Below are 19,178 nucleotides of genomic sequence, written 5' to 3' on the forward strand. Positions count from 1 at the left end.
GCTATGCATCACGCCTTGGAGCTTTCTTCCGACGAAGGACGCTCCAGGTCCAGGGAGCCTTGAGCAAAGCCCGATCTCATCGGATCGGGCTTCGCTCTAGGGTCCGCGCGAGGGGAGTTCATGAGTCTCGGCAGGCGTTCAGCCTCAGCCAAGCGCGGCCTGCTCGCGGGCGTGGCGCTGATGGTGTTCTGCGGCGCGGCCCAGGCGCAGGAGGCCGCGCGCGCGGCCCCGGTGTCGCCCGACGGTCTCGCGCCCGGTCAGCTCTACATGGAAGCCGACCTTGTCATCCGCGACGACAAGAACAAGATCACCACGGCCAAGGGCGAGGTCGAGGTCCGCTACCAGGGCCGCACCCTGCACGCCCAGGAACTGATCTACGACGAGGCCAAGGGACTGATCCGCGCCCGCGGCGACACCTCGATCGTCAACGCCGACGGCTCGGTGCAGTACGCCGACGAGATCGTCCTCGACGACGAGATGAAGGCCGGCGTGGCGACGGGCTTCTCCTCGCGCCTGCAGCAGAACGTGAAAATGGCGGCGGCCAGCGCGGTCCACCGCTCCGACGCCATCAACGAGCTGAACCGCGCGATCTACACGCCGTGCGACATCTGCGCGACCGAGACCAAGACCGCCAAGTCGCCGACCTGGTCGATCAAGGCCGACAAGGTCGTCCAGGATAAGCAGCGCCAGCTCGTCTACTACCGGAACGCCGTCATCCAGGTGAAGGGCGTGCCGCTGATCTACCTGCCGATCTTCTGGCACCCGGACCCGCAGGCCGAACGCAAATCGGGCCTGTTGCCGCCCGAAATCTCGGTCTCGGACCGCCGCGGCGTGTCGTATGAACAGCCCTATCTGTTCGTGCTTTCGCCATCTGCAGATTTGACGCTAAGCCCTCAAATCAACACGAAAGTTAACCCGCTGCTCAACGGAAAACTGCGAAAGCGGTTCTATTCCGGCGGGCTCGAGGCGCGGTTCGGCTACACCTATGACGACGACATCGCCGCGCCCCAGGGCCAGAGCGGCGACGAGACCTCGCACAGCTACATTCTGGCGTCGGGCGCCTTCGCCATCAACGACAAGTGGCGCTGGGGCTTCACCGCCGAGCGGACCTCCGACGACCTGCTGTTCGACAAGTACGACATCGGCGGCGTCTACGAGGCGCGCGGCCCGTATGTCGCCGACGATCGCCGCCTGATCAGCCAGGTCTATACGATCCGCGAGGACCAGCGGTCCTACTTCTCCGCCGCCGCCTTCAGCATTCAGGGTCTCCGCCCGGACGACAACGACCGCACCTTCCCGCTCGTCGCGCCGCTGATCGAGTCGCGCTGGGAAGCCGAACCGTCGGTCCTGGGCGGCCGGCTGCGGGTGCGCGCCAGCGCCGTCGCCCTGACCCGCGATCAGTCGCCGATGGACGCCCCGCCGCTGCGGCTCGACGGCCTCGACAGCCGGCGCGCCACCGGCGAGGTCGATTGGCGCACGACCTTCGTCTCCAAGGCCGGCGTGGTGATCTCACCGTATGTCCAGGCCCGCATTGACGCCTACTCGATCGACGACAATCTGCAGGGCGTGCTGTCCAACGGCTCACGCTCGGACAGCCTGATGCGCGGCCTCGGCGTCGCCGGGGCTGATGTCAGCTATCCTTTCTTCAAGCGCTACAAGAACTTCACAGCGGTTCTTGAACCGATTGTTCAGGTCGCGTTGTCGCCCGACGTCAAGCAGGTCGTACTCGGCTACGACACCACAGGCGCGCCGATCTACCTGAACGAGGACGGCCTCGCCTTCGAGTTCGACGAGACCAATCTCTTCCGGCCCAACAAATTCCCGGGCTACGACCTCTACGAGGACGGCATTCGCGCCAATGTCGGCGGCCGGGCGTCGATCCTCTGGGACGATGGCCGCCGCGCTAGCCTGCTGATCGGCCGCTCGCTGCGCACCGAGGACAACGACGTCTTCTCCCAGGCCAGCGGCCTGCGCACCAAGTCGTCCGACTGGATCGTGGCGGCGTCGGCGGAGCCGATGCGCGGCCTGTCGCTGTTCACCCGGGCCCGGTTGGACTCCGAGGACTTCGACCTCGCTCGGGCCGAGGCTGGGGCGAACGTCAACTCCAAGTGGGGCTTCGGCTATGTCCGCTATCTGCGTGACCGCTCCAGCCCGATCGCCACGGACACGAACGGCCGCGTCGAGAATCTGGACTTGGGCGGCGAAGTCTACGTCACCAAAAACTGGTCGTTCACGGCCTACGGAAACCGCGATCTGCAGGCCGACGCCTGGGTCGTCCGCGATATCGGCGTGGCCTACCGCGACGAGTGCCTGCGGCTCGACGTCTACTATCGGCGCGAAGACGCCATCGGCAATCGCCTGGGCGCGACAGAGTCTATCGGGTTCCGCCTAACCCTCGCCACATTGGGCGAACCGATATATGGCAACTGACAACCGCGGCCGCCCTGAGGCGCCGCCCGCTACGGCTACGCTAAGGAAGACCTCATCCATGATCCGCGCGCGTAAAGTCACGGGCCTTGCGGCGCGCGGCGTCGCCTTGGCCGCAGCCTTCGCCGCCGCGGCTGCGCCGCAGTACGCGTTCGCCCAGGCCCCCGCCGCCGCACCGGCGGCGGCCGCGCCTACGCCCGCTGCGCCCGCTGCGCCGCGCGGCCTTTCGGAGTCGGTCGCGGCCGTCGTCAACGACGACATCATCTCGACCTACGACCTGGCCCAGCGCATGCGGCTGCTGATCGCCACGTCCGGCATCCAGCCGACTCAGCAGAACATCGCCCAGTTCCAGCGCGAGGCCCTGGTCTCGCTGGTCGACGAGCGGCTCCAGATCCAGGAGCTCCGTCGCCAGGAGAAGGAACAGAAGATCTCGCTCATCGCCGACTCCGCCGAGATCGACGAAGAGCTGACCGACATGGCCCGCAACAACAACATGTCGCTCGAGCAGTTCACCACCTCGCTCGCCGGCCAAGGCATCGGCGTCGACACCCTGCGTGAACAGGTCCGCGCTCAGATCAGCTGGCAGCGCTGGATTCGCGGCCGCTACGGCTCGCGCCTGCGGGTCGGCGAGGATCAGGTCAAGGCGATGCAGCAGCGCATGGCCGCCGCAGCGTCCAAGCCGCAGTATCAGATCAGCGAAGTGTTCATCGACGCCAACCGCGTCGGGGGCATGGAGACCGCCGTCAACGGCGCCACCCAGCTGATTTCCCAGATGCAGCAGGGCGCGCCCTTCCCGGCCGTCGCCCGGCAGTTCTCGGCCTCGGCCACCGCCGCCAACGGCGGCGACGCCGGCTGGGTGAGCGCTGGCGAAATGGCGCCGGAGATCGACGCGGCGCTCGAGCAGATGCGTCCGGGCCAGCTGTCGCAGCCGATCTCAGTCCGCGACGGCGTCTACATCATTTTCCTGCGCGACAAGCGTTCGGGCTCGACGGCGTCCGTGGTCCATCTGAAGCAGGCCGCCGTGGCGCTGCCGCAGAGCGCCACCGAGGCCCAGGTCGCGGCCGCCACCGCCACGCTCGAAACGGTCCGCAGCCAGGTGACCAGCTGCAACGACATCGAGGCCAAGGCCTCCAAGGTCAACGGCGTCGTCGCCGGCGATCTCGGCGAGACCGAGATCAAGGATCTGGCGCCTGCGTTCCGCCAGGCGGTCGAGACCCTGGAGCCCGGCCAGATTTCCGGCCCGATCCGGACCAACGCCGGTCTTCACATCCTGGCGGTCTGCGGCAAGCGCGCCGGCGGAGCCGAAAGCCTGACCGCCGAGCAGATCGAAAGCCGGCTGTATGGCCAACAGCTCAGCATGATCGCGCGTCGGTACATGCGTGACCTCCGGACGTCGGCGACGATCGAGACCCGGTGACCCCGCCCGACCAGCCGCCGCTCGCTCTCACCCTCGGCGATCCCGCCGGGGTAGGCCCGGAGATCACGGTCAAGGCCTGGAACCAGCTGCGCCACGAAGGCCCGGCCTTTATGGTGGTCGGCGACGTCCAATCGGTGGCCTCGGCCTCCGGCGCCAGCATGCGCACCGTTCGCCGGGTGACGACGCCCAAGGAAGCCGTAGCCGTCTTCGGCGAGGCGCTGCCCGTGCTCGACATTCCGCTGCGCAGCCCCGTGATCGCCGGCCAGCCATCGTCCACCGCCGCGTCGGCGATCATCCGGTGGATCGAGACCGCGGTCGGCCTGGCCCTATCCGGAGCTGTCAGCGGCGTCGTCACCGCGCCGATCGCCAAGGCACCGCTCTACGCCGCCGGCTTCGGCTTCCCCGGGCATACCGAGTTCCTCGGCGAACTGACCGCCGGCGCGGCCTATGAGGGCGCACGCGGTCCGATCATGATGCTCGCGGTGCCGGGGCTGCGCACCACGTTGGTCACCGTCCACGAGCCGATCTCCAAGGTCGGCGCGCTGCTCAGCGTCGACGCGATCGTGAACGCCGGCCTCGTGACCGCCCAGGCGCTGCGCCGCGACTTCGGGATCCTCGAGCCACGGCTCGCTGTCGCCGGCCTCAATCCCCACGCGGGCGAGGACGGAACCATCGGCCGCGAGGACGTCGAGATCATCGCCCCGGCGGTCGCGGCGCTGCGCGCCCAGGGCGTCGCCGCCGCCGGCCCGACCCCCGCAGACAGCCTGTTCCACGAAGCCGCCCGCGCCCGGTTCGACGCGGCGGTCTGCATGTACCATGACCAGGCGCTGATCCCGGTAAAGATGCTCGACTTCTGGGGCGGCGTGAACGTCACCCTCGGCCTGCCGATCGTCCGCACGTCGCCCGATCACGGCACTGCGTTCGACATCGCCGGCCGCGGCCTGGCCCGCCCGGACAGCCTGATCGCGGCCATCCGCATGGCCGCCGAGATCGCCGCCAATCGAGCCGCCTGAGTTCGCCGCGCCGGCGATCGGTTCCGTCGTGCGCGACTTGCCGACTCCGGCCGGACATGTCCTCTTGCCGCCCGTCTGATCCGGGGGAATTCCACGTCATGCTCAATCGCCGCCGTCTGCTCGCCGCCTCCGCTGGCGTCGCCAGTCTCGGAACCCTCGGCCAGGCCCGCGCCCAAGGCGGCGTCCAGGCTCAGGCCGAAGCGATCTATGACCGCATCTTCGAGGGCATGCTGGCGGCCGATCCGCTGAACGCCTCGGGCCTGGGCCTCGACAAGGACGCGCGCGCGCCGCTCAAGTCGCGGGTCGGCGATCGCTCGCAGGCGGGCCGGATGGGCTCCTTCCAGCCGCTGATCGACTCCCGCGACGCCTTGAAGGCCATCGACCGTTCGGCGCTCACTGGCCGCAGCGTCACCGAGTACGACACCGTCACCTGGTACGCTGATCGATGCGCCGAGGGCGCGCGCTTCGCCTTCGTCGGCGTCGATTCCTACGACTATCCGGTGCCCTATGTGCTCAGCCAGCTGACCGGCTGCTACCAGAAGGTCCCTGACGGCCTCGACACCAAGCATGTGATCGAGACCAAGGCCGACGCCGAGGCCTACCTCGCCCGCCTCACCGACTTCGCCAAGGCGATGAACGACGAGACCGCCCGGGCCAAGGACAACGCCGCCCTCGGCCTCGTCCCGCCGGACTTCATCCTCGACAAAGCCCTGGCCCAGATGAACGCTCTGGCCGCCCAGAAGGGCGAGACCTCGGGCCTGGCCGCCTCGGTGGGCCGCCGGGCGGCCGAGAAGGGACTGGGGAGCGACTGGGCCGCCAAGGCCGCGGCGATCGTCGATGGGCCGGTCGCGGCGGCGCTGGCCGGCCAGATCGCACTGCTGACCGAGCAGCGCCGGACCGCCGTGCATGACGCCACCGTCTCTCGCCAGCCGATCACCGCGGCCTTCTACGAGTACGCGCTGCGCTTCCACACCACGACGAACCTGACGCCGGACGCGGCCCACAAGATCGGCCTGGAGCAGGTCGCCGATCTCACCGCCCGGCTCGACCCGCTGCTGAAGGCCCAGGGCCTGACCCAGGGCACGGTCGCCGCGCGCCTCGACGCCTTCGCCAAGAACCCGGCCCAGTTCTACCCGAACACCGACGCGGGTCGGCAGGACCTATTGGCCGAACTCAACCGGCAGATGGCCGCGGTGAAGGCGGCGGCGCCGAAGGTGTTCAACACCATTCCCAAGGGCGGCATGGAGATCCGGCGCGTGCCGCCGGCCATCGAGATCGGCGCTCCGCGCGGCTATGCCGAAAGCGGCTCGCTCGACGGCACGCGGCCCGGCACCTACTATATCAACCTTCGCGACACGACCGAGTGGGCCAAGTGGGCGCTGCCCACCCTCACCTATCACGAGGCGGTTCCCGGCCACCTGTTCCACGGCGCCCTGGTGCAGGAGGCCGGAGCCTCGCCCATGCTCTTCAAGAACATCGGCTTCACCGCCTATGGCGAGGGCTGGGGCCTCTATGCCGAGCAGCTCGGCGACGAGCTCGGCATGTACGACGCCTATCCCGCCGGCCGCATCGGCTGGCTGCAGTCGTTCCTTTACCGCGCGGCCCGGATCGTCCTGGACACCGGCATCCACGGCAAGGGCTGGAGCCGCGAGCAGGCCATCGCCTACATGCGCGAGACCGTCGGCCTGCCCCTGGGCGCGGCCGAGAACGAGATCGACCGCTATGTCGTCTGGCCGGGCCAGGCCTGCGGCTACAAGATCGGCCACACCGAGATCGACCGCCTGCGCTCCAAGGCCAAGGCGGCCCTGGGTCCCAAGTTCGACATCAAGGGCTTCCACGACGCCGTCCTGCTCGGCGGCTCGCTGCCGCTGGCGGTGCTTGAGCGCGTCGTCGACCAGTGGACGGTGTCTCAGCGCTGATGAACGACCCGGCCGATCTCGCCCGCGAACTGACCATCGACTTCGTCGGCGGCGCGGTCGGCCATCGCCACCGGTTCGGCGGCGGCCGCGGCCAGGACCTGCCGCGGGCCGCCGGCTTCGTGAAGGGCGTCACGCCCAGCGTCATCGACGCCACGGCGGGCCTGGGCCGCGACGCCTTCCTGCTCGCCTCGCTTGGGGCGCAGGTGACGCTGATCGAGCGCTCACCGCACGTGCACGCCCGCCTCGCGGCCGGACTGGAGGCTGCGGCCGCCGATCCGCGCACGGCCGAGGTCGTCGCGCGCATGACCCTGCTGCAGGGGGACGCGCGCCTGCTGCTCCCGACCCTGGCCGCCGACGTCGTCATCGTCGATCCGATGCACCCCGAGCGCACCTCCACCGCCCTGGTGAAGAAGGACATGCGTCTTCTGCGCGACCTGGTGGGGACCGACCCCGACCAACTCGAACTGATGCGGGCCGCGCTAGCCTCCGCCGGCAAGCGCGTGGTCCTGAAATGGCCGCGCAAGGGCCCGCCGATGCCGGGGCTGCGTGCGCCGTCGCATCAGATCGTCGGCAAGACCTTGCGCTACGACGTTTTCATGACCGCCGCTTCCTGAGACAATGGCGCCATGAGCGTCGCCTTCACCAAAGAGGGAGACAGCGAGTCGGTCGCCGCCGACCTCCCTGATCGCCCGATCTCTCCGCACCCGAACCTGGTCACCGCCAAGGGCCTGGCCCAGATCGACGACGAGCTGGCCAAGGCGCGCGCGGCCTACAGCGCCGCCCAGACCGCCGGCGACGTGCACGCCGACCGAACCGCCATGGCCAGGGCCACCCGCGACCTGCGGTATTATGGCGCCCGCCGCGCCAGCGCCCAGCTGGTCGAACCTGACCTGTCGCTCGACACCGTCCAGTTCGGGCGCAGCGTGACCTTCGAGCGCGAGGACGGCCGGCGCCAGACTTACGCCATCGTCGGCGAAGACGAGGCCGACCCAGCCGGCGGCTCGGTGTCCTACATTTCGCCCCTGGCCCGCGCCCTGCTCGGCAAGTCGGTCGGCGACCTCGCCGAGATCAACGGCGCCGAGGTCGAGGTCGTGGCGCTCGCCTAGAGCAGGCCCAGCAGCGTCTCGACACAGGCAGCCGAGTTGCGCGCCGCCGCTTCGACCATCTCGTCATAGGTCAGGTGGCTGTCCGCGCCGGCCAGATCTGACAGCGTACGGATCACATAGAGCGGCGTGTTCCAGGCCCGCGCCACGACCGCCACCGCCCCGGATTCCATGTCGATGGCGTCGGCCCCCAGCCGCGCATGCAGCTCGTCACGTGTCGCCGGGCAGTTCAGGAAGTAGTCGGCCGTGACCACGCCCCCGAGGCGCGCGTCGAGCCGGCCGGCCATCGCGCCAGCGAGCTTGGCCAGCACCGCGCGCACGGCCTCGTCCACCGGCTCGGGCGCAGCCAGCACCGGCGCCCCGACCGGGATCACGCCGTAGGCTGTCGGCGTGAAGGCGCCGGCCGTGATGATCCCGTAGTCGTGGACGGCCAGGCGCTCGGCCAATAGCACCGAGCCCACGCCCAGTGCTGGGTTCAAGCCCCCCGCCACGCCGGAGAAGATCAGGCTGCGCGCGCCGAACGCCGACAACAGCAGCGTTGCGGCTGCGGCCGCGTTGACCTTGCCGATACCGGCCTGGGCCAGCACCACGGGCTCCTGGCCGTAGAGCGCCCGCCAGACCTTGGTCGGCCCATGGATCTGCGGCTGCGGGTCGGCGTGCAGGACCCCGCGCAGGGCGTCCATCTCTTCAGGCGTAGCGCAGAGGATTGCGTGCATGGGCCCCGCTTAGCACGACCTCAGCGGCGCTGCCCGTCTTCGGCGGCGCGGAGCACGAAGGCCAGGATTTCGGCGACCGCGACGTACAGCCGCTCGGGGATCTCCGTCTCAAGCTCGATGGTCGACAGCGCCTGCGCCAGCACCGCGTTCTGCTCGATCGGCACGCCGTGGGCCTGGGCCGTCGCTATGATCTTCTCGCCGACTGCTCCGCGGCCGCTCGCCACCACCCGTGGCGCATGCGGGGCGTCATAGGTCAGCGCCACCGCCAAGGTTTTGCGTGGGTCCTGGCTCATGAGGTCTGATCCACCAGCCGGCCGGCTTCCGGCTCGGCGATGCGCGGCGCACCGGCGTGGACCGCGATTTCGGCGCGGAAGTCGGCGCGCGCGAGCGCCGCCCCCAGCAGGTCGCGGCCGTCCTCCAACCGCGCCAACCCGGTCTCGCGCTCGGCCCACAGTCCGACGATCGCCTGTCCGCCGGCCAGCGAGACGCGCGCGTGGATCGGCCCCAACGGCTCGATGTCGAGCGAGAACGCCGCCCGCCAGGTCGGCTCGGCGTCACCGCCCTTGCCGCGCGCGTCACGGCTGATCTCGAACTGCGCCACCGCCGCGCCCTGGGGGGTGGTGAACGGCATTTCAAACATCCAGCGCGTCACCTGAGCCTCGACCGGATGGTCCTCGCCGGCCGGCAGCGAAGCGATCTGCAGCAGCTCCTGGCGCGCTACTGCGCTCTCGGTCTCGGCAAGCAGCCGCTGGCCGATCTGGCTGGGTGCGGCGTCGGCCGGCAGGCTGGGACTGGCCGCAGGCTGGGCCCGTGGCCCGCCGGCGCGATAGGGCGGCGGCGGCGTGCGCGCCGGGGCTCTGGCGTCCGGCGTGCGCGGGGCGCCGGCCAGCCAGGCGCTCAGCGCCTGGCGCAGCACCAGCAGCCCGGCCTTCATGTCCTGGCCCATCGGCGAGACCTGCGGCGCGGCGGCCAGCTTCGCCTCGAGGAACAGCCCCGACTGCGACAGCGCCTTGGCGACGTCCGCGCCGCCGACCCGCGCGTCGAACGGCGTCGCCTGGGCCAGCACCTGCGCCGCCGCCGAGCGGACCGGACTGGGTAGGGCCGGATTTCCGGCCGCCTGAGTGAGGTCGGCCACCAGCGGCGCCAGGCCGCCCTGGCGAGCCGCGGCCTGCTGCGCCGCGCGGGCCAGCATCTGGGATTGAACCTGGCCGGGGTCGATGTCTATCGAAGGGGCAGCCGGCGGCGTCACCGGAATCACCGGCCGTACCGGCGTGACCGGTATCGCCACCTGGGGCGTCAGCGGGCCTTGGATAGGCGTGATCGACACGGGCGACTCACCTGCCAAAAGTTGCCGACATCTTACCGGCCGGGAGTGAAGCTCGGCTTAAGATCGCCCATCTATGCCGAGCCGCTCGATCACGACGGAGGTCCCCATGGCGGACGCAGACATCACCGGCGCCGAGGTCATCCGCTGGCTGGACAGCCCGGGCGCCGAGTTGAACCTGCTGGTCGGATGCGGCTTCGACGACGGCGACTGCGAAGACCTCCTGCCGATCCTCGCCGTCGATCTCGGCGGTCGCCGGATCACCTGCGCCGCAGCCGGGGCCTCCCGCTCGGTTCCGTTCGCAAAGTTCGCCGGCGGCGTGATTTCTCCCAGCGAGGCCCTGCGAGCCGCCGTGCTCGCCGCGACCCCGGCCGACGTGCGCGAGGAGAACGCCGCCTATGAGGAGATCCGTGATCTGGTCCCGCAGCGGCCGCCGTCCCGCGAGGACCTGTTCGTCATTCTTGCGGCCGTCCGCGATCACCGGCGGGGGACGACGCCGGACCGCGACGTGCGCCACGCACGCGCCAAGGCGCTGAAGCGCAGCAGGGCATGGGCGGCCGGGGTCGCCATCGCCGCCGGCTGGCGCGAGGCGGCGATCTCGGCCGGCGACTGGCCTCAGGGGGACGTCGCCATTCATCTGGCGCGGTTCCAACGCGAGGCCAAGGACGCCCGCGGCTCACTGGCCACGCTCGCCGATCTTCGCTTCGCCAGGCCGGCCATGACCGATCGCCAGCGCGCCATCGTCGCCACCATGGAAGGCGCCGCCCATGCCGACCTCTTCGAAGCCCAGCGCCGCAACGCCGAGCACCTGGAGCGGGCGTTCGCCTGCGCCGCCCAGGCCTGGGCCATCGCGCCCAAGGACGAGGAAGCGAACGCCCTCTATCAGCGACTTCACGCCCTGACGCCGAAACGTCCGTAGGCGGCCCCTGCCCTTCGCCCGCCGCGCCTGCTATTGGCGAGATGATGACCCTCGACCAGCTCCCGCCCCTGCGTGAAACCCTCGCCGAGCACGACCTGCTGGCCAAGAAGAGCTTTGGCCAGCATTTCCTGCTCGACCTCAACATCACGCGGAAGATCGCCCGGCTGGCCGAGGTCGGCGCCGGCGATCATGTCATCGAGGTCGGCCCCGGCCCAGGCGGCCTCACCCGCGCCCTGCTGGAAACCGGCGCGAAGGTCACCGCCGTGGAGGCCGACCCGCGCTTTGCGCCGCTGCTCGAAGAGCTTTCCGTCGCCTCCGACGGCGCGCTCACCCTGCGTCTGGAAGACGCGCTGAAGACCAATGAGGCCGAAGTCGCCGCCGGCGCGCCGGCCCACATCGTCTCCAACCTGCCCTACAACGTCGGCACGCCGCTGCTGATCAAGTGGCTGACCGGCGCCTTCACACCCGCCTCCATGACCTTGATGTTCCAGAAGGAAGTCGCCGACCGCATCGCCGCCGAGCCGGGGTCAGACGCCTATGGCCGGCTCTCGGTCATCGCCCAGGCGACCAGCCACACCGCCGTGGTCATGGACGTGCCGGCCCGCGCCTTCACCCCGCCACCCAAGGTCGCCTCGGCCGTGGCCAGGCTGACGCCGCGCGCCGACCGCCCGGCGACCGAGCGCCTCGACGCCCTGCAGCGGGTGACGGCCGCAGCCTTCGGACAACGCCGCAAGATGCTCCGCTCAAGCCTCAAGGTGCTGGGCGGCGCGGACCTCTGCGAAGCCGCCGGCATCGCGCCGGAAGCCCGCGCCGAAACCATCGACATCCCGGGCTTCCTGGCGCTGGCCGACGCCCTCCGCGCGGCCGCCTAGCCGCCGAACATCTTGGCCCGCAGCCGGCGCATGCCGCCGATCCAGCGGTCGTAGTCGGCGGTCTTGCGCTGCATGTAGGTCAGCACGACCGGGTGCGGCAGGATCAGGAAGCTCTCGGCCGCCAGCCCCTGGACCACGCTCTCGGCGACGTCGTCCGGGGTCAGCACGCCGTCCAGGTTCTGCGGCTGCGAGGCGGAATCGCCCTGCCGCAGCATCGCGGTGTCGACGCCCTGCGGGCACAGGATCGAGACCTTGATGCCCTGGTCGCCATGGGTGATGGCCAGCGACTCGGCAAAGCCCACCGCCGCGTGCTTGGTGGTCGAATAGACCGCCCCGCCGATCTGCGACAGCAGCCCGGCCGCCGAGATGGTGTTGAGCAGATAGCCGCCTCCGCGCGCCTGCATGCCCGGGATCACCGCCCGCGCCGCGTGGACATGGGCCATGACGTTGACGTTCCAGGCTCGGTTCCAGACCGCATCCGGCGACGAGGCCGCGCTCTGCTTGTCCGGATCGCCGTCGCCGACCCCGGCGTTGGAGCAGAACAGGTCGATGCCGCCATGGCGCGCCTCGACGTCCGCTACCATCGCCGCCACCGCCGCGCCGTCGCTGACGTCCAGCGTCACCGCCTCGCCGCCGATCTCCTTGGCCACCGCCGCGGCGCCTTCGCCGTTGCGGTCGGCCACGATCACCGCCTTGGCGCCCTCGCGCGCGAAGCGCCGCGCCAGCCCCGCGCCGATTCCTTCGGCGCCGCCCGTGACGACGACGACCTTGCCCTCGACTTCCATGGAATTCCGTCCCCTTGATCAGGCTTGAGCGGCGTCGGCGTAGCCGGCGTACGAGTTCTTCATGCTGGCGTGGTTGAGCAGCATCTGCGCGACCTGCCTCTCGCCCTTGGCGTCGAACACCCGCGTCCGCACCCAATAGGATTCCGTGCGCTTGCTCTCGGCTAGGGCGGCGATCTCGCGGCGTAGCACGTACTCCTCGCCGACGAACAACGGCCCGTCGATGAGCTTGATCTCCTGGTCGGCGAACAGCCCCACGGCCGGTCCCTTGACCGGAAACGCCGCCTCGCGGCTCGAGTATTCGAACAGCACGCTCAGCATCTCGAAGGGGATGATCGCCCGGCCCCAGGGCGAGGCCGCGCCGTCGGAGTACCAAGGCGAAGTCTCGGTGATCTTGGCCAGCTTCTGGTTCAGGCTGAACGGATAGAGCGCGCCCATGTTCTGGTCGGCGTCCATCTTCACCCGCTCGTCCTTGGCCCCGGTCATGCCGACCTTCAGGTCCTCCAGGATCAGCAGCTTGCCCGGCGGGCGCAGCGCGGCCATCCGCGCTTCCAGCAGGCTGGGCTCCGATTGCGGTCCGACGCTGGCGCTGGCCTCCAGCACCGGGGTGCCGTCGGCCTTCTCGGCCCAGACGCGGGTCCGGGTGGCGCCCTCGGCGGGGATCTCGGCGAAGGCGCGCACCTCCTCGCCTTCGACCACCATGTTCAGGAAGTGCGAGGAGATGCAGCCGCTCTCGTACCAGCGCTGTCCCCAGATCTTGGCCAGCAGCGGCTGGAACTGGCTGAAGTGGGTCGGCCCCTCGATCGGCCCGGCTCGGAAACCCAGCTTCTCGGCCATGGCGTCGTCGTGGATGGAGGTGTGCCCGCCATACTCCTGGTCGGCCAGCATCTGCGCCGGCTTGCGCAGCGGGCCGGCAAGGCTGAGGGGCGTGTCAAAGCTCATAGGGGGCGTCCTCCTGTCTGTCGCGCGCCCTGCCGCCGGCGGGGCGCGGCCGGTATAGACGCACGCAACAGCGCCTCAAACAAGCGTTTGAACTAACCTCAGATGCTCCGCGCCAACAGCGCGACCAACTCGGCCTGCCGGTGGGGGCCGGTCTTGGCCAGGGTCTGCTACCATGCTGTCTTCATCCGCCCGCGCCCCGACTTACGTCAGGTCAGAGTGGCGGACGCCTGCTTCGGGCCGCATCCCCCATTTGGGGCGCCCCGATACCTTCGATCGGTGATGTTGGCGGACAGTGGGTCACAACCGCGTGTCAGCGGCCCAGGCCGTACCCATAGTCGAACGCACCGTACGGCCGGCCGACGCCGCCCCAGTACTGGCGATAGCCGTTCTTCTCCTGGCCGATGGTCAGGGCCAGGGTCCCGGTCTCGCCGATCGGCATGACGCTCGTGATGTAGCCGCTGCGATAGCCGCCGGTCCCAACCGCGACGCCGACCTCGCCGTGGATCTGGCGATCACGCGGCAGCCGCACGCGTTCGCCGTATGCCTCCTCGGGCGTCGTCGCGGCCGGCGAGCTGGCGAGCCAGCGCCGGATCTGCTCGGCGGTGTCGAGCGTCTCGGACTTCGGGGCCGCCGTCACAGAAGCCGCGGGCTCGGCGGCGGCTAGGTTGATTTCCGAGGGCGCGACGCCGGTGGCGCCGGCGGTGCTCATCGCCTCCTGGGCCTGGGCGACGCCCGACGACAGGACCAGCGCGACCGAGGCCGCCAGAATGGTACGCGTACGCATGTCAAAGGCGCCTCCAAGCGCGCCGTAGCTTAAGCAGCCGATATGGGCGCTCGTAAGGCGCTAGCCAAGCAGCGCGGCCGTCCCGTCCCAGGCCAGCTTGCCGCCGACTGCGATCAGCAGGACGTAGATGATCCGATAGAAATTCCCGGCCGGGACCCGCCGGACCAGCCACACGCCGGCCCAGGTCGAGGCGATGGCCAGCGGCAGCAGCACCAAGGCGGTCATCATCGCCTCGCGCGTGAATTGGCCCAGCGCCCAATAGGCCGGGACCTTCATCCAGTTCACCACGGCGAAGAAGATCGCGCTGGTGCCGATGAACACGTCGCGCGGCAGGTTCTTGGGCATCACGTAGATCTGGAACGGCGGCCCGCCGGCGTGCGCGATCTGGCTCGTGAAGCCGGCCATTATCCCGGCCAGCACGCCACGCCACGGCAGCTTCTCGGGCTTGGCCGGCTTCGGCGCGGCGGACCCGCGTTCGGCCCAAAGCCGCATCACCGCGAAGACGATTGAGATCGCCCCGACCGCCAGCTCCACGGCGCCTGGTTTGACGAACGCCGCGAGCGAGTAGCCCAGGGCGATGCCGCCTGCCGCACTCGGCAGCATCACCGCCAGCACGCCCTTGTCCCAGGTCTTGCGGAACGACCAGACGCTGACGACGTCCTGCACGATCAGGATCGGCAGGGTGATCGAGGCCGCCAGCACCGGCGACACCGCCAGCGCCATCATCGGCACGGCGATCACCCCGATGCCGGAGAACCCGCCCTTGGCCAGGCCCAGCAGGATCACCGCCGGGATGGCGACGGCGTAGAAGAACGGGTCGGTCAGCAGGTGGGGCTACTTCCGCTTGCCGAGTTCGGCGGCGATGTCCTTGACGTTGTGACCGACCTTGCGGTGCGCGGCGATCACCTGCTCAGGCTTCACGCCCCAGCGCTTGGCCCAGAACGCCACCTCGTGACGCTCGCGGATGTCCAGCCGCACGTTATCGCGGAAATCCCGCTTGCCCTTGGGTTCGGCCATGATCGCCTCCGTGATCGGCCCTGGCCTAGCAAGTCCGCGGGGCGGCGCCTACCCGCCCGGGCGCGAGCCGCTCGGCCGGCTGACCACGAACGCCGCGCAGGCGCCCAGCGCGGCGGCGACCGTGAGCGCCAGCCATAGACGCGGATGCACCGACAGGAAGAAGACCGCGAACCCGACCGCCATGCCGGTGCAGGCCAGCACCTTGGCCTTGCGCGGGATCGCGCCGTGCGCGCGCCAGTCGCGAACCAGCGGCCCGAACTGCTTGTGGTTGAGGATCCAGGCTTCCAGCCGGGGTGAGGACTTGGCGAAACAGCCCGCCGCCAGGATCAGGAACACCGTCGTCGGCAGCAGCGGCAGGAACGCCCCGGCGATCCCCAGGCCCGTGAACCCCAACCCCAAAACCAGATAAAGCGCGCGCGTCATGCCAATTGAGAATTTCTCTCAAAAACCGCCGCCGCGATAGGGGTCAGCGCGTCGATTCTGCGACCCTGCGCGCCAGCGCCACGTTCACCGCCTCGTAGGCCGGGGTGAAATCGCGCGCGATCTTGGCCTTGCTCCAGGTCGCCGGCAGCAGCCCACCCAGCACCTCGGTGTGAAGGACGTGCGTTCCCTGCGCGTTCGGCGTCAGCAGGAACCCGTGGCGGCCGGCGAACAGCAGCGGCACATGCCCCGACCAGGCGAGCTCGCGCGCAGGTTCGGCGGCGACGATCCGCACCGTTTGCCGGACCACGCCCTGCCCGGCCAGATTGCGGAACACCATCTTCGCCTTCGTCCCGACCTTGGCCTGTCCGTAGACCTCGAGGTTCAGCGGGTTCCATTCCCCATAGCGCTCGAAGTCAGCGAGCACGGCCCAGACCGCGTCGGGCGTGGCGGGAATGATCGCTTCGGTGCGGATCTGATGCATGGCGCGACTATATTCGCAAACCGGCCGCAGACTGCCATTGTCTGCGCCATGGCGAACACCGACCTCGCGACGCGGACCTACAATCACGGCTGGCGGCTCGACCCGATCATCCGCAGCTTGTTGGACACCGACTTCTACAAGCTGCTGATGCTGCAGCTGATCTGGAGTCTGCATCCGCGCGTCGACGCCACCTTCTCGCTGATCAACCGCACCCGTCACGTGCGCCTGGCCGAGGTCGTCGACGAGGGCGAACTGCGCGCCCAGCTCGACCACGCCCGCACGCTGTCGTTCTCGAAGAAGGAGCTGATCTGGCTGGCCGGCAACACGTTCTACGGCGAGACCCAGATGTTCAAGCCGGGCTTCATCGCCTGGCTCGCCGACTTCCGCCTGCCGCCGTATGAACTGACCCAGCACGACGGCCAGTACGAGCTCAGCTTCCACGGCCCGTGGACCCACACCACGATGTGGGAGATTCCGGCGCTGGCGATCATCAACGAGCTGCGCACGCGCACGGTGCTTCGCGGCCAGGGCCGCTTCGCCCTCGACATCACCTACGCCCGCGCCAAGGCCAAGCTCTGGGAGAAGGTCGAGCGGCTGCGCAAACTCGACGGCCTGCTGATCTCCGACTTCGGCACCCGACGTCGCCACTCGTTTCTCTGGCAGCGCTGGTGCGTGGAGGCGCTGAAGGAAGGGCTGGGCGACGCGGTGCTCGGCACGTCCAACGTCCTCCTGGCCATGGACGGCGATCTCGAGGCGATCGGCACCAACGCCCACGAACTTCCGATGGTCGCCGCCGCGCTGGCCGATTCCGACGCCGAGCTGCGCGCCGCGCCCTATCAAGTGCTCGACGAATGGCGGCGCACTTACGGCGGCAACCTGCTGGTCGCCCTGCCCGACGCCTTCGGCACCCGCGCCTTCCTGGCCGACGCGCCCGACTGGGTCGCCGACTGGACCGGCTTCCGTCCCGACAGCGCCCCGCCGATCGAGGGTGGCGAGGAGATCATCGCCTGGTGGAAGGCCAAGGGCCGCGACCCGCGCGACAAGCTGCTGGTCTTCTCGGACGGCATGGATATCGACTCGATCGAGGAAGCCCACCGCCACTTCGCGGGCCGCGTGCGGATGAGTTTCGGCTGGGGCACCAACCTGACCAATGACTTCAAGGGCTGCCTGCCCGGCGGCGGCGACGCGCTCGATCCCATCTCGCTGGTCTGCAAGGTCACCGAGGCGAACGGCCGCCCTGCCGTGAAGCTCTCCGACAATCCCGAAAAGGCCACCGGCGATCCCGCCGAAATCGTCCGCTACCTGCGCGTCTTCGGCGAGGCCGGTCGCCACGCGCATCCGGTCAGCGTCTAGGTCTGCGTCAGACCGTCACACCGGGTCGTGCAACCAAATCCGGCCGGAGGCGCTTCCCCCAACTGTCTCCGGGGTTGTTCTGAGCGCCGAAACTGCGCGTGGAGGCTGTAAGGTCAAGCTAGGCGTTGATCAGGCCGGCTCCCAGAGGAGCGCGGCTCGCGAATCATACCCAATACTACAATATTTATCGCAACGCCTTATCCCACATGATGCGGTGCGCATACCATTGCCACGATTATGCCTTATCACGGTCCTTTGATCGCCGAATTGCCCCGTCAGTTTGGAGATGCCTCGGGGGAGGCCTCACAGATGTACGGGAGACCTCATGCGTTCCATCTTCACCTACGGGGCTGCGGCCCTCGCCCTCGCCATCGCCGCTCCGGCCTTTGCTCAAGACGCTTCTGAGCCGACCGCCCCGCCGGCGAAGGACGCCAGCGCCACCGCCGCCACCCTGGCCGTCGGCGCCACCGTGAAGGACAAGACCGGCGCCAGCATCGGCACCGTCACCGAAGTGAAGCCCGACGCCGCCGGCCAGCAGGTCGCGACGATCAAGATGGGCTCGGACACCTTCGCGGTCGAAACCAGCAAGCTGGCGATCGCCGACGGCTCGGCGACCATCAACGCCACGGCCGACGAACTGAAGACGATGCTGAAGAAGTAGAGTTCTTCGAGCGCGCCCCGGACCTCCAGCCGGGGCGCGCTTTTCTTTTGCCCGGACGTGTCAGGTTGACCTGACATGCGGCCCATGTCAGGCTGGCCTTACATCAGGAGCGCCCGTCATGGACCCGGCCAGTCGCCGATACCTCATCCGCACGCTCGCCTTCATGGGCGGCTACGGCGCCGTGAACATTGCTGCGATCTTCGGGGCGTTCGACGGTCTGCAGGGCGGCCTTGGCGCGTGGATTCTGGGATTGGCGGTCGCCGCCCCCGTCGCCGGACAGATCTGGGCCACTCTCGCGCTGATGCGCCAGTCCGACGAGTACGTCCGCACCCTCACCGCCAAGCGCTTCATCATCGCCTCGGGCGTGGCGATGGCGGCGTTTAGCGCCTGGGGCTATCTGGAAAGCTACGCCCAGGCGCCGCACGCGCCCGGCTGGTTCATCTATCCGCTGTTCTGGGCCGTCTACGGGATGGTTGCGCCGTTGGTGCGATCCACCCGCTGATGCGCAACCAGCTTCGCGCCTTGCGCACCGAACATGGCTGGACTCAGGAGGAACTCGGTCGCCGGCTCGGCGTCTCGCGCCAAGCCGTCATCGCGCTGGAAGGCGAGCGCCACGATCCATCGCTGGACCTGGCCTATCGCATCGCCGCGCTGTTCGGTCAGCCGGTCGAGGCGGTGTTCGAGAACCCACACCGCCCCTTCGGAAGTCAGCGGAAAACGTAGACGTCCCCGCCGGCACGCTCCGGCAGCGGGCCAGCCGCGATCGTCAGCTGCGCCCGTCGGCCGCCGCAGACGCAGCGCATGCGATCGGTGAACGCCCGCAACGGCAGGCCGCCGAGGCCCTGCGCGACCCAATGGGTCGGATCGCACGGCGCGGCCCGCTCGCACCCCGGCGAGGCGCATCGCGCCACCAGGTGCCGATCCAATCCCACGCACGCCAGCAGCGGCTCGCGCTGCGCGTTGCTCCAGTCCTCATGCTTCATGTTCGCCTCCAGCGGCAGAACAAAAACAGAACACGAAGACAT

At 69.4% G+C, this 19,178-nt stretch carries 23 protein-coding genes; 12 read left to right on the forward strand and 11 right to left on the reverse strand.

All coding sequences use genetic code 11. The features are described 5' to 3' along the window. Positions 1-120 precede the first annotated feature (120 nt). From AC1Q87_RS04335 to greA, 6 genes are all read left to right on the forward strand, one after another. On the forward strand, positions 121-2,430 hold the full coding sequence (locus AC1Q87_RS04335; RefSeq protein ID WP_492607747.1) for an LPS-assembly protein LptD: 2,310 nt from the start codon (positions 121-123) through the stop codon (positions 2,428-2,430). 58 nt (positions 2,431-2,488) lie between these two features. Next, positions 2,489-3,844, forward strand: coding sequence for a peptidylprolyl isomerase (locus AC1Q87_RS04340; protein WP_492607748.1), 1,356 nt, complete (start codon positions 2,489-2,491; stop codon positions 3,842-3,844). Then, the gene (gene pdxA, locus AC1Q87_RS04345) at positions 3,841-4,857 is read left to right on the forward strand and encodes a 4-hydroxythreonine-4-phosphate dehydrogenase PdxA (RefSeq protein WP_492607749.1); all 1,017 of its coding nucleotides are present in this window, start codon (positions 3,841-3,843) and stop codon (positions 4,855-4,857) included. The genes AC1Q87_RS04340 and pdxA overlap by 4 nt, the downstream gene beginning before the upstream one ends. Positions 4,858-4,955: 98 nt before the next feature. After that, positions 4,956-6,776 carry a DUF885 domain-containing protein gene (locus AC1Q87_RS04350; RefSeq protein ID WP_492607750.1) on the forward strand — a complete coding sequence of 607 codons (1,821 nt, stop codon included), beginning with the start codon at positions 4,956-4,958 and terminating at the stop codon, positions 6,774-6,776. After that, entirely contained in the window at positions 6,776-7,390 is a 615-nt protein-coding gene (locus tag AC1Q87_RS04355; RefSeq protein WP_492607751.1) for a class I SAM-dependent methyltransferase, read from the forward strand. Before AC1Q87_RS04350 ends, AC1Q87_RS04355 begins: the two co-directional genes overlap by 1 nt. Before the next feature lie 12 nt (positions 7,391-7,402). Next, positions 7,403-7,882, forward strand: a complete 480-nt coding sequence (gene greA / locus AC1Q87_RS04360; protein WP_492607752.1) for a transcription elongation factor GreA — start codon at positions 7,403-7,405, stop codon at positions 7,880-7,882. Here greA and mtnN read toward each other — a convergent pair. The 3 genes from mtnN to fliK are packed head-to-tail and all read right to left on the reverse strand — an operon-like array spanning position 7,879 to position 9,922. Beyond that, a complete protein-coding gene (gene mtnN / locus AC1Q87_RS04365; RefSeq protein WP_492607753.1) occupies positions 7,879-8,595 on the reverse strand; it encodes a 5'-methylthioadenosine/S-adenosylhomocysteine nucleosidase in 717 nt (238 codons plus the stop codon). The genes greA and mtnN overlap by 4 nt on opposite strands. Positions 8,596-8,615: 20 nt before the next feature. Continuing rightward, positions 8,616-8,888: an EscU/YscU/HrcU family type III secretion system export apparatus switch protein gene (locus AC1Q87_RS04370; protein WP_492607754.1), complete on the reverse strand. Its 273-nt coding sequence runs from the start codon at positions 8,886-8,888 to the stop codon at positions 8,616-8,618. Next, on the reverse strand, positions 8,885-9,922 hold the full coding sequence (gene fliK, locus AC1Q87_RS04375) for a flagellar hook-length control protein FliK (RefSeq protein ID WP_492607755.1): 1,038 nt from the start codon (positions 9,920-9,922) through the stop codon (positions 8,885-8,887). Before fliK ends, AC1Q87_RS04370 begins: the two co-directional genes overlap by 4 nt. Positions 9,923-10,028: 106 nt before the next feature. On the opposite strand from fliK, the gene AC1Q87_RS04380 reads away from it, so the two are divergent. Both AC1Q87_RS04380 and rsmA read left to right on the forward strand, forming a co-directional pair. Beyond that, positions 10,029-10,838 (forward strand): hypothetical protein, encoded by an 810-nt coding sequence (locus tag AC1Q87_RS04380; protein ID WP_492607756.1) that lies wholly within the window; start codon positions 10,029-10,031, stop codon positions 10,836-10,838. 44 nt (positions 10,839-10,882) lie between these two features. Continuing rightward, positions 10,883-11,710: a 16S rRNA (adenine(1518)-N(6)/adenine(1519)-N(6))-dimethyltransferase RsmA gene (gene rsmA / locus AC1Q87_RS04385; RefSeq protein ID WP_492608267.1), complete on the forward strand. Its 828-nt coding sequence runs from the start codon at positions 10,883-10,885 to the stop codon at positions 11,708-11,710. On the opposite strand, the gene AC1Q87_RS04390 is transcribed toward rsmA, so the two are convergent. The 7 genes from AC1Q87_RS04390 to AC1Q87_RS04420 form a co-directional block, all read right to left on the reverse strand. Further along, positions 11,707-12,495 (reverse strand): SDR family oxidoreductase, encoded by a 789-nt coding sequence (locus tag AC1Q87_RS04390; protein ID WP_492607757.1) that lies wholly within the window; start codon positions 12,493-12,495, stop codon positions 11,707-11,709. The genes rsmA and AC1Q87_RS04390 overlap by 4 nt on opposite strands. Before the next feature lie 18 nt (positions 12,496-12,513). After that, positions 12,514-13,434 (reverse strand): hypothetical protein, encoded by a 921-nt coding sequence (locus AC1Q87_RS04395; RefSeq protein ID WP_492607758.1) that lies wholly within the window; start codon positions 13,432-13,434, stop codon positions 12,514-12,516. Between the two features lie 310 nt (positions 13,435-13,744). Then, positions 13,745-14,218 carry a hypothetical protein gene (locus tag AC1Q87_RS04400; protein WP_492607759.1) on the reverse strand — a complete coding sequence of 158 codons (474 nt, stop codon included), beginning with the start codon at positions 14,216-14,218 and terminating at the stop codon, positions 13,745-13,747. Positions 14,219-14,278: 60 nt separating this feature from the next. After that, complete coding sequence (locus tag AC1Q87_RS04405) at positions 14,279-15,046, reverse strand: sulfite exporter TauE/SafE family protein (protein WP_492608268.1); 768 nt, start codon at positions 15,044-15,046, stop codon at positions 14,279-14,281. Between the two features lie 6 nt (positions 15,047-15,052). Continuing rightward, positions 15,053-15,235, reverse strand: a complete 183-nt coding sequence (locus AC1Q87_RS04410; RefSeq protein WP_293402135.1) for a DUF3606 domain-containing protein — start codon at positions 15,233-15,235, stop codon at positions 15,053-15,055. A 48-nt stretch (positions 15,236-15,283) separates the two neighbouring features. Then, positions 15,284-15,658, reverse strand: a complete 375-nt coding sequence (locus tag AC1Q87_RS04415) for a YbaN family protein (protein ID WP_492607760.1) — start codon at positions 15,656-15,658, stop codon at positions 15,284-15,286. Between the two features lie 43 nt (positions 15,659-15,701). Continuing rightward, positions 15,702-16,139 (reverse strand): SRPBCC family protein, encoded by a 438-nt coding sequence (locus AC1Q87_RS04420; RefSeq protein ID WP_492607761.1) that lies wholly within the window; start codon positions 16,137-16,139, stop codon positions 15,702-15,704. A gap of 48 nt (positions 16,140-16,187) precedes the next feature. Here AC1Q87_RS04420 and pncB point away from each other — a divergent pair, with 48 nt between their 5' ends. The 4 genes from pncB to AC1Q87_RS04440 all read left to right on the forward strand — a co-directional run bounded on the left by pncB (position 16,188) and on the right by AC1Q87_RS04440 (position 18,876). Then, complete coding sequence (gene pncB, locus AC1Q87_RS04425) at positions 16,188-17,492, forward strand: nicotinate phosphoribosyltransferase (protein ID WP_492607762.1); 1,305 nt, start codon at positions 16,188-16,190, stop codon at positions 17,490-17,492. 325 nt (positions 17,493-17,817) lie between these two features. Next, a complete protein-coding gene (locus tag AC1Q87_RS04430; protein WP_436061544.1) occupies positions 17,818-18,153 on the forward strand; it encodes a hypothetical protein in 336 nt (111 codons plus the stop codon). Positions 18,154-18,271: 118 nt separating this feature from the next. Continuing rightward, positions 18,272-18,655 (forward strand): hypothetical protein, encoded by a 384-nt coding sequence (locus AC1Q87_RS04435; protein ID WP_492607763.1) that lies wholly within the window; start codon positions 18,272-18,274, stop codon positions 18,653-18,655. Then, positions 18,655-18,876, forward strand: a complete 222-nt coding sequence (locus tag AC1Q87_RS04440; protein ID WP_492607764.1) for a helix-turn-helix transcriptional regulator — start codon at positions 18,655-18,657, stop codon at positions 18,874-18,876. Before AC1Q87_RS04435 ends, AC1Q87_RS04440 begins: the two co-directional genes overlap by 1 nt. On the opposite strand, the gene AC1Q87_RS04445 is transcribed toward AC1Q87_RS04440, so the two are convergent. Beyond that, entirely contained in the window at positions 18,861-19,136 is a 276-nt protein-coding gene (locus AC1Q87_RS04445; RefSeq protein WP_492607765.1) for a hypothetical protein, read from the reverse strand. The genes AC1Q87_RS04440 and AC1Q87_RS04445 overlap by 16 nt on opposite strands. Positions 19,137-19,178: the final 42 nt, after the last annotated feature.

This window comes from Phenylobacterium sp. GW823-FHT02A09 (assembly GCF_058797775.1).

Excerpts from the sequence above, each read along its gene's own strand:
- AC1Q87_RS04410 (WP_293402135.1), bottom strand. The coding sequence starts at position 15,235 with ATGGCCGAACCCAAGGGCAAGCGGGATTTCCGCGATAACGTGCGGCTG.
- AC1Q87_RS04445 (WP_492607765.1), bottom strand. The coding sequence starts at position 19,136 with ATGAAGCATGAGGACTGGAGCAACGCGCAGCGCGAGCCGCTGCTGGCG.
- AC1Q87_RS04395 (WP_492607758.1), bottom strand. The coding sequence starts at position 13,434 with ATGAGCTTTGACACGCCCCTCAGCCTTGCCGGCCCGCTGCGCAAGCCG.
- AC1Q87_RS04415 (WP_492607760.1), bottom strand. The coding sequence starts at position 15,658 with ATGACGCGCGCGCTTTATCTGGTTTTGGGGTTGGGGTTCACGGGCCTG.
- pncB (WP_492607762.1), top strand. The coding sequence starts at position 16,188 with ATGGCGAACACCGACCTCGCGACGCGGACCTACAATCACGGCTGGCGG.
- AC1Q87_RS04380 (WP_492607756.1), top strand. The coding sequence starts at position 10,029 with ATGGCGGACGCAGACATCACCGGCGCCGAGGTCATCCGCTGGCTGGAC.
- AC1Q87_RS04350 (WP_492607750.1), top strand. The coding sequence starts at position 4,956 with ATGCTCAATCGCCGCCGTCTGCTCGCCGCCTCCGCTGGCGTCGCCAGT.
- AC1Q87_RS04440 (WP_492607764.1), top strand. The coding sequence starts at position 18,655 with ATGCGCAACCAGCTTCGCGCCTTGCGCACCGAACATGGCTGGACTCAG.
- greA (WP_492607752.1), top strand. The coding sequence starts at position 7,403 with ATGAGCGTCGCCTTCACCAAAGAGGGAGACAGCGAGTCGGTCGCCGCC.
- AC1Q87_RS04435 (WP_492607763.1), top strand. The coding sequence starts at position 18,272 with ATGGACCCGGCCAGTCGCCGATACCTCATCCGCACGCTCGCCTTCATG.
- rsmA (WP_492608267.1), top strand. The coding sequence starts at position 10,883 with ATGACCCTCGACCAGCTCCCGCCCCTGCGTGAAACCCTCGCCGAGCAC.
- AC1Q87_RS04400 (WP_492607759.1), bottom strand. The coding sequence starts at position 14,218 with ATGCGTACGCGTACCATTCTGGCGGCCTCGGTCGCGCTGGTCCTGTCG.
- AC1Q87_RS04390 (WP_492607757.1), bottom strand. The coding sequence starts at position 12,495 with ATGGAAGTCGAGGGCAAGGTCGTCGTCGTCACGGGCGGCGCCGAAGGA.
- AC1Q87_RS04340 (WP_492607748.1), top strand. The coding sequence starts at position 2,489 with ATGATCCGCGCGCGTAAAGTCACGGGCCTTGCGGCGCGCGGCGTCGCC.
- mtnN (WP_492607753.1), bottom strand. The coding sequence starts at position 8,595 with ATGCACGCAATCCTCTGCGCTACGCCTGAAGAGATGGACGCCCTGCGC.
- AC1Q87_RS04335 (WP_492607747.1), top strand. The coding sequence starts at position 121 with ATGAGTCTCGGCAGGCGTTCAGCCTCAGCCAAGCGCGGCCTGCTCGCG.
- AC1Q87_RS04420 (WP_492607761.1), bottom strand. The coding sequence starts at position 16,139 with ATGCATCAGATCCGCACCGAAGCGATCATTCCCGCCACGCCCGACGCG.
- AC1Q87_RS04370 (WP_492607754.1), bottom strand. The coding sequence starts at position 8,888 with ATGAGCCAGGACCCACGCAAAACCTTGGCGGTGGCGCTGACCTATGAC.
- AC1Q87_RS04430 (WP_436061544.1), top strand. The coding sequence starts at position 17,818 with ATGCGTTCCATCTTCACCTACGGGGCTGCGGCCCTCGCCCTCGCCATC.
- AC1Q87_RS04355 (WP_492607751.1), top strand. The coding sequence starts at position 6,776 with ATGAACGACCCGGCCGATCTCGCCCGCGAACTGACCATCGACTTCGTC.